At 42.8% G+C, this 12,574-nt stretch carries 12 protein-coding genes, 1 other RNA gene and 2 pseudogenes; 7 read left to right on the top strand and 8 right to left on the bottom strand.

All coding sequences use genetic code 11. The features are described from left to right. Positions 1 to 18: 18 nt before the first annotated feature. From V7K31_RS23195 to V7K31_RS23185, 3 genes are read left to right on the top strand one after another with little or no spacing between them, the layout of a single operon-like run. Complete coding sequence (locus V7K31_RS23195) at positions 19 to 723, top strand: hypothetical protein (protein ID WP_335097131.1); 705 nt, start codon at positions 19 to 21, stop codon at positions 721 to 723. A gap of 14 nt (positions 724 to 737) precedes the next feature. Beyond that, positions 738 to 1,370, top strand: a complete 633-nt coding sequence (locus V7K31_RS23190; RefSeq protein WP_335097130.1) for a hypothetical protein — start codon at positions 738 to 740, stop codon at positions 1,368 to 1,370. A 26-nt stretch (positions 1,371 to 1,396) separates the two neighbouring features. Then, positions 1,397 to 1,867: a tetratricopeptide repeat protein gene (locus V7K31_RS23185; protein WP_335097129.1), complete on the top strand. Its 471-nt coding sequence runs from the start codon at positions 1,397 to 1,399 to the stop codon at positions 1,865 to 1,867. Between the two features lie 261 nt (positions 1,868 to 2,128). On the opposite strand, the gene V7K31_RS23180 is transcribed toward V7K31_RS23185, so the two are convergent. Beyond that, the gene (locus tag V7K31_RS23180) at positions 2,129 to 3,307 is read right to left on the bottom strand and encodes a GNAT family N-acetyltransferase (RefSeq protein ID WP_335097128.1); all 1,179 of its coding nucleotides are present in this window, start codon (positions 3,305 to 3,307) and stop codon (positions 2,129 to 2,131) included. 160 nt (positions 3,308 to 3,467) lie between these two features. Then, positions 3,468 to 4,208, bottom strand: coding sequence for a RibD family protein (locus V7K31_RS23175; RefSeq protein ID WP_335097127.1), 741 nt, complete (start codon positions 4,206 to 4,208; stop codon positions 3,468 to 3,470). 294 nt (positions 4,209 to 4,502) lie between these two features. Here V7K31_RS23175 and V7K31_RS23170 point away from each other — a divergent pair, with 294 nt between their 5' ends. Further along, on the top strand, positions 4,503 to 6,632 hold the full coding sequence (locus tag V7K31_RS23170; protein WP_335097125.1) for an ATP-binding protein: 2,130 nt from the start codon (positions 4,503 to 4,505) through the stop codon (positions 6,630 to 6,632). A gap of 179 nt (positions 6,633 to 6,811) precedes the next feature. Next, positions 6,812 to 6,928, top strand: a pseudogene (locus tag V7K31_RS23165) (Ycf66 family protein); the annotation flags it as partial. A 66-nt stretch (positions 6,929 to 6,994) separates the two neighbouring features. On the opposite strand, the gene V7K31_RS23160 reads toward V7K31_RS23165, so the two are convergent. The 4 genes from V7K31_RS23160 to V7K31_RS23145 all read right to left on the bottom strand — a co-directional run bounded on the left by V7K31_RS23160 (position 6,995) and on the right by V7K31_RS23145 (position 9,632). Then, positions 6,995 to 8,047: a Gfo/Idh/MocA family protein gene (locus V7K31_RS23160; protein ID WP_335097123.1), complete on the bottom strand. Its 1,053-nt coding sequence runs from the start codon at positions 8,045 to 8,047 to the stop codon at positions 6,995 to 6,997. Positions 8,048 to 8,279: 232 nt separating this feature from the next. Further along, entirely contained in the window at positions 8,280 to 8,999 is a 720-nt protein-coding gene (rnc, locus tag V7K31_RS23155) for a ribonuclease III (RefSeq protein WP_335097122.1), read from the bottom strand. Positions 9,000 to 9,182: 183 nt separating this feature from the next. Next, the gene (locus V7K31_RS23150) at positions 9,183 to 9,365 is read right to left on the bottom strand and encodes a hypothetical protein (RefSeq protein WP_335097121.1); all 183 of its coding nucleotides are present in this window, start codon (positions 9,363 to 9,365) and stop codon (positions 9,183 to 9,185) included. 72 nt (positions 9,366 to 9,437) lie between these two features. After that, positions 9,438 to 9,632 (bottom strand): hypothetical protein, encoded by a 195-nt coding sequence (locus V7K31_RS23145; RefSeq protein ID WP_322693778.1) that lies wholly within the window; start codon positions 9,630 to 9,632, stop codon positions 9,438 to 9,440. A gap of 707 nt (positions 9,633 to 10,339) precedes the next feature. Between V7K31_RS23145 and V7K31_RS23140 the strand changes: the two are divergent. Further along, positions 10,340 to 11,379: pseudogene (locus tag V7K31_RS23140) on the top strand (group II intron reverse transcriptase/maturase). Here V7K31_RS23140 and V7K31_RS23135 read toward each other — a convergent pair. Beyond that, positions 11,270 to 11,512 (bottom strand): hypothetical protein, encoded by a 243-nt coding sequence (locus tag V7K31_RS23135; RefSeq protein WP_335097236.1) that lies wholly within the window; start codon positions 11,510 to 11,512, stop codon positions 11,270 to 11,272. The pseudogene V7K31_RS23140 and the gene V7K31_RS23135 overlap by 110 nt on opposite strands. Positions 11,513 to 11,621: 109 nt before the next feature. Between V7K31_RS23135 and V7K31_RS23130 the strand changes: the two genes are divergently transcribed. Then, positions 11,622 to 11,822, top strand: coding sequence for a hypothetical protein (locus V7K31_RS23130; protein WP_335097120.1), 201 nt, complete (start codon positions 11,622 to 11,624; stop codon positions 11,820 to 11,822). 287 nt (positions 11,823 to 12,109) lie between these two features. On the opposite strand, the gene rnpB is transcribed toward V7K31_RS23130, so the two are convergent. Next, an RNA gene (rnpB, locus tag V7K31_RS23125) (RNase P RNA component class A) lies at positions 12,110 to 12,531 on the bottom strand. Positions 12,532 to 12,574: the final 43 nt, after the last annotated feature.

Below are 12,574 nucleotides of genomic sequence, written 5' to 3'. Positions count from 1 at the left end.
TTACTTCAGTTGCTAATCATGAATTACATCCGAAAAATAGCGCTATTCATCGGGGTAGGAGCTACAGTTTCTATGACTCCGTTTGCTGTTCAAGCTCAAACCTGCGCTAATTCTAGCCAAACACCATTAACTAAAAGCAGACTCGATCAAATTGCCATTAATCAAGGCATTTCATTACCTCAAGTGGGAGTAAAATTTGAAAGGTTCGCGCTGAGTACACTTAAACCAGGTGATCCCATTGCTTCCAACAGAAGACTTTTTCCTTCACCATTAAGGCAAATAAAAGCTGGTATAGGTAATGTACAACCAGATGGGGTAGTTGCGCTTGTCGTTAACTTAATACCATTTTTTAGTTTCACTTACCCGGATAGCGTATTTTATGAGTCAAAGGCAGTGCAAAGGACTTTACTACCTCCCAGCTATGAGCGTTATCAAATTCTTGGTTTCCTAGATGTTCTCGCTAAGAGTGCTGCAACAGCTAACAATGAAAACCCAGCGATTGTTTTTCTCACCACATCCGATGTCAGAACAATAAGTCCTAAAACAATTGCTGAAGCTAGCCGTAGAGGTATAGGGGTCTGGCATTCCATAGGATGTGAAATTGTACCGCCGTTTGGTAATCTTCAGATGGGTAAAGCTGAATTATTGAATCCTATTGTGTACATCCTTCCAGGAAGGGTACCTACAGGTTATGGTGGTCCCGGAAACGCTGGTAGAATTTAAAACTATTTACCAAGATGTCAATATATTTTGTCAGAGAAGAAGGTATCCCTCTAGAGCAGCGTAGAGGATTAGAAACAATTGATCGAAATCTTGTGTTTGTTCTTGTTCGAGCATCTGTAGAACAAGTCTCGCAAGCATTTAGCAGCTTAAGACAAATGAATGTCTGGGTACGCAATGCGTATGAGTGCGAAATTGAAATTCAGAATGAAAGCACTTTTGTTTTTCAGTTGCGGGGACATTCTTGGAGCTTAATTTATAAACCCCATATGTCGTCGATACGAATCTACTTAACAGAAGAAGATGCTAGAAATATTTCAGAATCTCTGAGTACTTCTGTTATTTACTACGCTGGCAGCGATACGTGCGGCACTATTGAATACCATCTTTACAGTAATGGTATTCTACAAGAAAAACTGTCTTTTGAAGAGGAATTCAAATGCGAGTTTCAGTCTCAGCTTCGTCAATTAGAAGCTAGAAGTATTGAAGATGCGTACACATTTACTATGACTTTCATCCGTGAGCAGGACGCTTATATTCCCTGTGTAGTTGAGGTAGAAGAACTACTAGTAGGTCAACACACAACTTTACGTATCGAGGATTTGATGCTTAATGAAGTGGAACGAATGGATTACATAGCACAACAATAAACTATTAGAATTACGAGTAATCTAAAATGAAATTAGTAACAAAGCACCAGTCCGTTATATTTGGTGTATGTTCTGCGTTTATCATCTTCCCTATAATTCTTGACTCTGTAGCGAAAGCTCAGGAACAATCAGCTTGTTCATCGGGGCAAGTCAGGGATTCAAATGGTTTGTGTAATTCAAGTAGTCAAGGACAAAATTCAGGAACTATGGCGAATGCAGAAGAATTTTTCCGAAGTGGGCGTAATTTTGATAAACAAGGTCAGTCTCAAGAAGCAATTGCTGAATACACGCGAGCAATCGAGCTTGATCCTAACTATGCGGAAGCTTATGTTTTTCGAGGTAATGTATTGCCTTTAGAAGGACAACCACAAAAGGGGATTGAAGATGCTGAGAAGGCTATTGCTATCTACAATTCCAGAGGAGATTCAGTAAGAGCAGCGATGGTGCAGCAACTAGTGGAGAATATCCAAAGAGGCATTAAAGAGGGTGAGTTTTGACGAATGGTAGCAGAAATACGTCTCGATCGCCAACAATTTAATTTTACAATTTTCAAAATAAGGGACTGACAAATAAAAAAATACTCAACTACTTCTTGTGGGGTGGGTGTCTCACCCGCCCGTATACAAAGGTGGGCAAGATGCCCACACCACAAGATTGGGTAATTTATTTGTTGGAAGTCCCTAAGCAAAGTAAACATCTGTTTGCCGAGTAAAGCTTAATCATTCGGCAAACTCTGCTACTTTCGTAGTTCCTTTTCCTCAAGCATTTTTCTCACTAAATGGCAACTCTGCATTAATTGCCTCAATCTCCTGCTGTTCGAGTTGATTCACTTCCTTAATATAAGGACGGATAATTTGTCCTAAACGATTATTGTAAAAGCGGTGCAGACTGTGATTGGGCATAGCAGGGAAACCGCGCCGTTTTTTGTGACGCCCGCCCGCGCCAGGGTCAAAAATTTGGATACCGTTAGCGATCGCCCACTCAATTGGTGCATAATAGCAAGCATCAAAATGTAAGCAATCTATTTCTTGAAAACTCCCCCAATAGCGTCCATAGAGTTTGTCACCTTTAAACAAACAAAAGGACATTCCTAAAGGATGAGAGTTATCTTGTTCACTATATGCAGCAACAAATAAGACTCGATGGCGATAATCGGTGTGTAGCTGCTCAAAAAACCTCTGTGTGAGATACTTGCTACCCCACCAGCCAAACTTATCACAGGTGTCTGCATAGAACTGGTGCATCAAGGGAAACAAAGACTGAGGAATTTGATCACCACTTAGCGGTTGCAATCGTAAACCTGCTTTCTCCACAGCTTTGCGTTCCCGCTTGATATTGCGGCGCTGATTGGCGTTAAACACTTTCAAGTAATCATCAAAAGTTTTAAAGCCAGCATTTTCCCAGACATAGCTATGGTGCAGCCAAGTTGTAAAACCATGCCGTTCCAGCATCGGACGCCATTGGGGATCGACGTAGAGAAAATGACAGCCAGAAATCCGATTTTTGGAGCAAAAAGTGTCAATTTCATGCACCATCATCGCTGTGATTTCATCCTCATCTTCTCCTGGGGCGATTAAGAACCGATAGCCTTCAGCAGGAGTAAATGGTGTCATTCCCAGCAATTTTGGGTAATATTGGACTCCGATGCGATCGGCTAACTCTGCCCATTGATGATCGAAAATAAATTCACCAGAACTATGTCCTTTGAGATAAAGTGGCGCAGCAGCAATCAGCGTTCTATCTCGCCACAATGTCAAGTGATTTGGTAACCAACCAGTTTTAGCCGTAACACTCTGGGAGGTTTCGAGATTGTTCAGCCACTCCCATTCTAAAAACGGCGTTTTGAGTGGCATTGCCAAAGCATTCCAGGCATTTTGGGGTACTTCAGCGATTTTGTTCGTCCAAAGGACAGAATAGCGAGGCTTAAGTTGTTCCACTTTTTAGGGCAGTAGGGAGTAGGGAGTAGGGAGTAGGGAGTGGGGAGTGGGGGAGCAAGGATTTTAGATTTTGGATTTTAGATTGAAATTTAATCCAAAATTTAAAATCCAAAATCCAAAATTGAATTGCCCAATGCCCAATAACTTAACTTAGCGTAATCTAATCTCCTGGTCGTTGCAGGCGATAGTGCAAAAACACTTCTTGCTCAACTGCATGAACTTCTAGAAGTTGCAACTTGGGAGCTAAATCGGGTAAAAATCCTTTCCCTTCGACGGGTGTGGGTGCGGTATTACCACCTAAAATCAGTGGGCAGACAGTCAGCCATAATTCATCAATTAAATCTAATTCTAGTAAGGAAGCGACTAATTCACCTCCACCCAAGACCACCAAGCGTGTTATATGTAGAGTGGCTAGATGTTTCAAAGCTGCGGGAATATCAATTTCTCGCGTTGGTGTTTCAAAAACTAGAATTTGCTCAAATTCTGGAGGGCATTCCTGTACTCTGGTTTCCACAGTTGAGGGAAGCGTCTGTAAGCGTCCTTTCCATGAAACTGCTCCTGCTGTTGTGGTGAGTAGCCAGCGTCTAACTGGTTGCTTAAAAAAGTGAATTTCCGGATTCAGGTTTGCAGAGTGTGTAGTCACTATATGAACTGGCTGCGGAGGCTTCCCCGCTTGCGCTCGAAGTTGCACTAAAGTTGGATCTCTGACGGTGAGTGTTGTTCCGTAGGCGTCTAGAGTACCAGCACCGAATAAAACCGCATCAGCAGCAGCGATTTGTTTTTCTAAGTGTGCTTTATCAACCCTTGAGCCAAACCGAGCAGGCGATCGCTTAAAATCTGCTATTTTGCCATCTGCACTCATTGCTAAAACGACTGTAGTATGAGGACGATATTGCAACATGAAATTGATTTGATAGTTTTAATATTTTCTTTGATCCTGTGTAGATTCTCAAAAAAATCCATGCCTGCAAGCTACTGTTTTACAATTTCACTACTGTATTCATCTGCAACACAAATCGCTTCTACATCTAGTATATATGACTTTTGGTATAACACGTTTCTTTTTGAATTATAGCAATTTGTTATTTTTAAACATTGAAAATAAAATTCTGATAATTTAATAAAATGTCTCATGTAGCTGGTCTAATTAGATATCTTTGGTGTTGTGGTTTGCAGATGCAAAGTGAGACACTCGATGGCTAATTCCCGCCAATCTTCCTTTCGTCGAATTTTAGTAACGAGGATATTGCTGCTGTTTGTCCCAGTTTTATTTACAGGCGAGATTGTTGCCTTGAATAAGGCACGTTCTAGCATATTGGAAACTGCACGTCAAAATTTAGCAGAAAGCGCCATCAGTAAAGGGCAGAGAATTGGAGATGCGATCGCAATCTTAAAAGCTAATTTGCTGAGTGTAAGTAAAACAACGGTGATTCCGTCGGGTTTGCCGAGACAAGAGCAAGAAATTCTCACGCAGTTAAGGCAACAACTTCCAGCCAATATTGAATGCATCCAATTAACGAATCTCCAAAACCAGAAAATAATTGCCAGTAGCTGTGGGGATCAAGCTATTGGAGAATTGACATTACCTTTGCCTAGTGACGGAATTGATGTCAAAGCAATCTTCCCGCCAAAGGCAGGAATAACTGGTAAAAGAAACACCCAAAATCAACTGCGATTAGTGTTATCTGCACCAGTCTCTGATAGCAGAAAAAATTTAGTTTACAGCTTAAGTATTCAGTCTGCATTGTATCAACAAACCATAAATCGACCGGGATCGCTCACAGGCGCGATGGTAGTAATTGCTGAAGATGGCACAATTTTGGCGCACCCACTTACAGACTGGGTGGGAACTAATATCAATCAGCATCCAAATGCTTCCCAACTAAGGAGCGTAATTAAAAATGCAATTGCGGGACGAAACGATTCGATAAATTTGTCTTTTACAGAGGGTAAAGAATTAGTCGGTGGCTATACAGCCATTGCAAATCCGCTCACCCAACAGCAGCAGGAAAAATGGATAGTCTTAGCTGTTACTAGTGTCGATAATGCGCTTTTTGGTTTACAAGAAATCAAACTAATTCTCATCGTTTTGACTGTTGGTTTGATTGGTGCAAGTTTGTTAGCATCCCTATATCTAGCTCCTTACTTGGCACGTCCTGTAGAAGAATTGCGAGACTACGCTCTCAATATTCACTCTCACCACGCTGCACAACCAGTTCCGCACAATTTTCAAATCAAGGAATTTAATCAACTAGCCCAAGCATTAGACCAAATGGTAGAACGGCTTAAAGCTGGGGCAGAAGAACTGGAAATAGCTTGGAAAGAAGCAAAAACTGCTAACCAGATAAAAAGCCAGTTTTTGGCTACGACTTCCCATGAATTGAGAAATCCATTAAATATTATTATTAACTGTATTCGCCTGGTTGAAGATGGCTTATGTGATGACCGGGAAGAAGAAATGGATTTCCTCAAACGTGCCGATGAAACAACGATTCACTTGCTAGGTATTATTAATGATTTACTCGACATTTCTAAAATCGAAGCAGGTAAGCTTTCAGTCGTCAGCACACCTGTTGACCTCCGACAAATATTGTTAGAGGTGATTAATTTACAATCAGTTAATGTTCAACAAAAAGGCTTGCAGTTGAAATGTGAGTTAGATCCTGAACTGATACCAATTAAAGCAGATGCGGCCAAACTGAAGCAGGTGCTGATTAATGTTATCGGTAATGCCACTAAGTTCACCGACACCGGAAGCATCACCATTAGTACAGAACTTCAACATAGTAATGGTAAATCTCAGGTGGTAGTCGCTGTTAAAGATACAGGTATAGGAATTGATCCAACTCAACAGCACAAACTATTTCGCCCCTTTGTAATGGTGAATGGCACAACTACGCGCCAGTTTGAAGGTACTGGACTGGGATTAGCGATTTCACGAAACTTAATCGAACTCATGGGAGGCAGCATTTCTCTTGAGAGTGCGGGACTTTATCAAGGTACGACATTAAAGATTACCATTCCTTTGATTGATATCTCGCTGTTAGCTGTTCCAAAGAAAGAAGAAAATGTCGGCGATTTGGGATTTTCCTCTGAGAATCAGGGGGCAAAAGCAAGCCGCTACCCTAGCTTACAGGAGTCTGGGGAAAGCCCCTCTTTAGAGAGCAACAAATCTGTGAAAGCAGGGGTAGACAACGAGAAGTTTCCCAAGTCCCTGCTGGTACTTCGGAAGGAGACTTGCGAGATTCGTCTTTCGCCGTTACAAACTATTGTGGTAAGTCTTCCAAAAATAGAAGTTTATGCAAATGGGACTTCTGAAAGGTAATAGTCGCTTTGCTCGAATCTCGCTTGAATTTGAGATATTGCACTATAGCAATCCGATCTGATTTCGTTCAAATTCGCGGTGTCCAGATCCCCCACTTCTTTGAGAAGTCAGGGATCTAACTTTTCACGAATGATTTCTATTACTATCATCAGATAAAAATCAGAAACCTTTATTTTTATGGTTTTATTTTCATTTTTCAGGGATGGCGACTCGATCCAATTCTACAATTTTGTCAATTGCTATTGGTAATTTTTACTATCTTCTACACTATTGAAAGTATACGAATACGGCGAATTAATGGTTTGTTGGGTTTCACGACCTTCAACCCAACCTACGATTATCCTTAACCCAAGCGTATTGGTTTATAACCGCTTCAGAAAAACAGGTTTGCCGCCTTGCTCAAGAGATACTGTTAGTGCAGTAAGAATTTCTACTAACTGTGTGCCTACCCAGCCAGAGGAAACCTCTGAGGGAGTATTGTTGAGGATAGAGACAACAAAGGAGGAGCAAACTCGCTCCAATGGTTCACCTAGCTCTAATTCCAGCACCACCTGCTTTTGATTCACCGGAATAAATTGATTGCCCTGCTGTTCAAACTCCCCATGTAGCAGCGTTAGAGGTGACGATCGCGACATTTCATCAAAAATTAAACTACCAAGGCTACCCACAATCCCCAGCCGTCGCTGTTTATCGGGATTCAGCCAGCACAAGTGAATATAAGCTTGAAAGTTATCTGGGTATGTCAGTGTTAACCATACTAGATCAGCTAAACCTTGGGATGGAGAGTGGGTAATTTCCCTATTGGCTTGCCCCTGTAGCCACACTGTACCCGTTGCTTGTACTTTCAGAGGGATCTGACCAAGCCAAGCGTTAAAGATAGCAATATCGTGAATGGCTAAGTCCCACAGCGCATCAACATCTTGCCGGACAGGCCCTAAATGGGTGCGCGTCGCGTAACCATAGCGTAAATCTCCTAATTTACCCGCTTGTACTACAGTTTTTCCTGCCTCAACTGCTGGGTGAAATAAATAAGTGTGGTCAACCATGAGTATTAAATGATGCTGCTCTGCCAACTGGCAAAGTTCCCGACATTCTACTGGGTTGAGAGTTAGAGGTTTTTCTGCCAAAACATGGTATCCCTGTTGGAGAGAGTCTTTAATTAAAGCATAGTGAGTGGTAGCTGGAGTTGCGATCGCCACTCCTATTAACCCTGGCACTTTCTTTAAATCTTCCCACTGGGTTGTTAATACTACATTTTCATCTAAGTTAAACTGCTGCTTTACCGCCGCTAATCGTTCTGGATGTGGGTCTACTACAGCAACTACAATTACTTGGGGATGTGCTAAGAAATTCCGCAGCAGATGCACTCCCCAACGCCCAACTCCGATGACAGCAATTTTAATTTGGTTTGTCATTAATTATTAGTCATTAGTCATTAGTTATTAGTCATTAGACCTCTTGCAAAAGTCCCTAACACCCCTCCCCGCTCTTCGGGAGGGGAGACAAAGCGTAGCTTTGGCGGGGTGGGGTTCTTATTTTGATTTATGCAAGAGGTCTATTAGTCATTAGTCATTTGTATACAAAGGACGAGGGACAAATGACCACTGACAACCAACTGATTATCAGCTAATCAACCGTCTTTTAAGCTCAGGGGATTTGCGGATTAGGAATTGCTAAAAAAGCTACCTTAGCTGCGGCTTGTTCAGCAGTTTTGATCGAGCGTCCCTTACCAACTCCTAGCTTGTTTCCGTGCAGCCACACTTCAGCCACGAAACGTTCTTGATTGCGGTGCGGTTGAGTGAGTTCCACAACTCGATATTCTGGTAAAACTTTAAATTGCGCCTGAGTCCATTCTTGGAGAGCAGCCTTGTAATTAAGTCTGGCAGGATCGAGGCGAATTTCTGTCGTTAGTTCTTGGAAATGAGGATCTAGCCAAGAGCGGATCAATTCCAGATTTTGAGTACTTAAGTAAAGCGCACCTAAAACTGCTTCAAAAGCATCTGCCAGTCGTGACTCTAGACCAACTTTATCAGCAGTAGCACTGCCAGCGACTAGTAAGTATAACTCCAAACCATAAACTCTTGCTAATTGGGCGAGGATGCGATCGCTCACCAACACCGAACGAATTGCCGCAAAATCCCCTACTGGACAATCAGGATAATTTTCCCATAACACAACAGCCGACACCAGCCGCACCACTGCATCGCCAACAAACTCTAGCTGTTCATAATTTGCCGAATCAGAGACGGTGGGATGAGTTAGCGCTAAATCCAACAGTTCCCACTTTATAGGTGCTTCTAGCGACAAACCTAATTTTTGGACTAAACTTTCGAGTTGCCGTTGACGGCGTGGATAGGCAAGGGGCATCACATGACAAGGGGAAGAGGGCAGGGGAGTACGGCAAGGGGGAATTCAAAATTTAAAATTCAAAATGAATACAGCGTAAGCGTTTTATTAATTTGGAATGAGTGGTTTATTTACGCCGTGCTGTACTAGCTATCTATACTTATATCTCTAAAGTTCTTGGACTATTACTCTAGCAACTTTTGGCTACTTCTCTCTATCTAGCTTCTCTTGAATAGCTTGACGGCAAAACTCAGGAGGGTTGTCTTTAGCTTTTACCTCTTCCTTCATTTCCTTGGTGACACGCAAATGTAGATATTCAGTTAGTGGTCGCTCTCTGTCCGTAGTGAATGGCTTTAAGTTATCTGGATTACCTTTATTTTTAGACATTCCGCTTATAAAGCAGTAATTATACAGTTTTTTTATAACTAAATATACATGGGTTTTATCGTGCCGACCTACTTACTTCCTTTTATTTCTATCTAGCTTCTCTTGAATAGCTTCTCTACAGAATTCAGGAGGGTTATCTTGTTGCTGCACTTCCTCTTTCATGGATTTTGTCATACGTAAGTTCATCTTCTCAGTCAGAGGTTCTTCCCTGTCAGTTTTGAAACCATAATTTTTAATATCTGGATTACCGCGATTATCTTTAGACACTTTACGTTACTTAACAAAGCTGTACTAATGTGGAAGCGTATTGAATAATGCTTAATTGGTGGATGAAACTTTCTGAGGGTATGCATCCACCGATTTCCACTTTTACAAGAGGTAACTCTATTTTATGTTTACACGCACAGAATTAGAAGTTGTGCGATTCGTTGCTTAGTGAATCTCGGCATCCAGGCCGTAAATAACTAAGCCAGCCTCAACTCAATCACGGGGGACAGGCTGAACTCTCGGTCAGATGCAGGTGCAAGTCCTGCCAATCAGACTCAGATTTGACTCCTTATCTGCCCACACTGACCAGACTCGGTTTCTGGAGGGTGAAGCTGGGGACAGGGCGCAATCAGACGACCGTTGCGGGTGGACACTGGCGCTAATAGGGAGTTCCTATGGTGAAACCGAGCCTAGAAAAGCAACCTAAATTCAAGCAGGGCGCAACAAACAAAACCCTGACTTCATTGGAGAAAATTCCCGCCGAAATAACCTCAATAACGGCAAGAGTCCAGGGAATCCAATGGTTGAATTGGCTACACCTAACGGAACAATCAATCTCTCCGAGGGAACGAATAAAAACGAGTTGTGGGTCTAGGGGTGGTCGAACCCCCATGTAGACCAGACGAGCGGATTAACCCCCACAATTCGGGTAGGACAGACCGTAATTGGTCTGAGGTGTTCAGAATACATTCACTCTAGAAGAGAAAATGATTAGACACAGTTACAAAACTAGTGAATCTTGGATAGCCCTACCGTGGAAGAAATTCCGCCGAAATCTATTCCGCCTTCAAAAGCGTGTGTATAAAGCGGTTCTTGTTGGAGACAAGCGGAAAGCACGGTTACTCCAAAAGCTTATTATGAAATCCACCTCGGCTCGATTTCTTGCAATAAGACAAGTATCACAGCTAAACGCTGGTAAGAAGACAGCAGGTATTGATGGCAAAAAGTCCCTCTCATTTGAGGAACGTTTTGCACTTGAAATAACACTCAAGACCCAGTATAACAACTGGCATCATCGCGGCTTACGGGAAATTCCAATCCCTAAAAAAGACGGAACCACCAGAATGCTAAAAATACCGACTATCGCGGATAGAGCTTGGCAATGCCTAGCAAAATATGCACTCGAACCAGCACATGAAGCCACTTTCCACGCCCGGAGCTACGGGTTCAGAACTGGACGGTCAGCGCATGACGCACAGAAAAACATTTTTGACAACTTACGCTCCCAATGCAACGGAATAGAAAAACGAGTTATAGAACTCGATATTGAAAAGTGCTTCGACAGGATTGACCACTCAGTAATAATGAATAGACTCATTGCCCCCAAAGGCTTAAAACTCGGAATATTCCGATGCCTCAAGGCAGGGGTTAACCCAGAGCATACACGGTATTCAACAAGGAAACCAAGAATGACCACTATTCAAGTAAAAAACTTGTAGATAAGGCATTCCCACCGATTCCCTTCTCCGAAAACAGACACGTCATGGTGGCAGGTGAAAAATCGCCCTATGACGGAGATTTGACTTACTGGAGTGCGCGTAATAGCAAGCTCTACGACAGTCACACCTCTAAAGCCCTCAAAAAGCAAAGCCATAAATGTGCATCCTGCGGCATGAAGTTCACTGGTGACGAACGGGTTAACCTGCACCACATCGATGGAAATCATGCCAACTGGAAGACAAATAACCTCGAAGCATTACATGAGTCATGCCACGACTACAAGCACATGAGCAAAAGCGCAAGCTAAGAACATCGGGAGCCGGATGCGGTGAAAGTCGCACGTCCGGTTCTAACTGAGAGGTGCGCGGGATAATACCCGCCATCGACTCAACCAAAAGCTTGAGAGCGTTACGCGATTTATGTCTGATAGAGTACGGCATCCAAGCAATAGGGAACCCTGCTGATAAGGCATCCTACATTAACGCACTCCTGACTTTCCCTGTTATAGCCTGTAAGCAAGTGTCAGAGAATAAAGGATTGAAGACTCCTATGCTCTCTCAAGTACAAGCGCTAGAAGCAACGCTAGAGGCTATGGGAACACCTACACCAGAACAGTCAGCATTGCTCAAGATGACGATGGAGGGAAGAAAGCTAGAATACCCAGCACGGTACAGTCAAGAGAAGCTGTTTGGACTATATCGGGTGAAATGGCATCTGGATACAGGATTAGAGATACTGGGAATGCTTTAAATTATGAATTAGGAACGTGGATTAAATAAAATGCAAAACTTCATCCTATCTCACGATCCCTCTCCAATATATCGGAGAGGGATTGAGGGTGAGGTAAGCCAGGGACATAAATCGCCGTCTGGTTTAGAGACGCGATAAATCGCCGTGTCTACAAGTGTTTTGGTCTTATCTGAACTGTATTGGGAGATAAATTGTATGTTATTTAATTCTTATTCCTTAGCGATCGCACAAAATCCGTCCAAAAAAGAATGGAGTACAAACCGTGAAAGGTTCATACTCCATTGCAGGGGAAAGACTAGGTAGTAAGCCGGGTTCTGTTCTCTTGCGAGGGCAGTTATCTATCTGGGACGCTTGTTACCAAACGCCTCTAGCGGCTCTCATTGAGCGGAACTGGTAAAAGACCAACCGTAGTTCCTAGCGCCTTGCTCCCAACCGGGGTTTACCGAGCCAGCACCTCTCGATACTGCTGGTGCGCTCTTACCGCACCTTTGCACCCTTACCAAAGAATTTTGGATTTTGGATTTTGGATTTTAGATTCAATCCAAAATTTAAAATCTAAAATCCAAAATTGATTGGCGGTATCTTTCTGTGGCACTATCCTCACGATCGCTCGCACTGGACGTTATCCAGCAAGTTTGGTCTTTCGGGAGTCCGGACTTTCCTCAAACCAGTGACTATGACTGATCTGCAACTGCCTGCGCCTACTCTCTCCTTAGATCCAGTGTACTTGGTTGACATAGTATGTTCTACAT

The organism is Nostoc sp. (assembly GCF_036917675.1).
GTDB lineage: Bacteria > Cyanobacteriota > Cyanobacteriia > Cyanobacteriales > Nostocaceae > Nostoc.
Note: the sequence above shows the minus strand (reverse complement) of the source record. Positions and strands in the feature narration are given on the sequence as shown.

Bases quoted from the DNA above. Each gene is read 5' to 3' on its own strand.
- V7K31_RS23150 (WP_335097121.1), bottom strand. From the start codon at position 9,365: ATGTCTAAAAATAAAGGTAATCCAGATAACTTAAAGCCATTCACTACG.
- rnc (WP_335097122.1), bottom strand. From the start codon at position 8,999: ATGCCCCTTGCCTATCCACGCCGTCAACGGCAACTCGAAAGTTTAGTC.
- V7K31_RS23190 (WP_335097130.1), top strand. From the start codon at position 738: ATGTCAATATATTTTGTCAGAGAAGAAGGTATCCCTCTAGAGCAGCGT.
- V7K31_RS23160 (WP_335097123.1), bottom strand. From the start codon at position 8,047: ATGACAAACCAAATTAAAATTGCTGTCATCGGAGTTGGGCGTTGGGGA.
- V7K31_RS23195 (WP_335097131.1), top strand. From the start codon at position 19: ATGAATTACATCCGAAAAATAGCGCTATTCATCGGGGTAGGAGCTACA.
- V7K31_RS23185 (WP_335097129.1), top strand. From the start codon at position 1,397: ATGAAATTAGTAACAAAGCACCAGTCCGTTATATTTGGTGTATGTTCT.
- V7K31_RS23175 (WP_335097127.1), bottom strand. From the start codon at position 4,208: ATGTTGCAATATCGTCCTCATACTACAGTCGTTTTAGCAATGAGTGCA.
- V7K31_RS23135 (WP_335097236.1), bottom strand. From the start codon at position 11,512: ATGCCGTACTCTATCAGACATAAATCGCGTAACGCTCTCAAGCTTTTG.
- V7K31_RS23130 (WP_335097120.1), top strand. From the start codon at position 11,622: ATGCTCTCTCAAGTACAAGCGCTAGAAGCAACGCTAGAGGCTATGGGA.
- V7K31_RS23170 (WP_335097125.1), top strand. From the start codon at position 4,503: ATGGCTAATTCCCGCCAATCTTCCTTTCGTCGAATTTTAGTAACGAGG.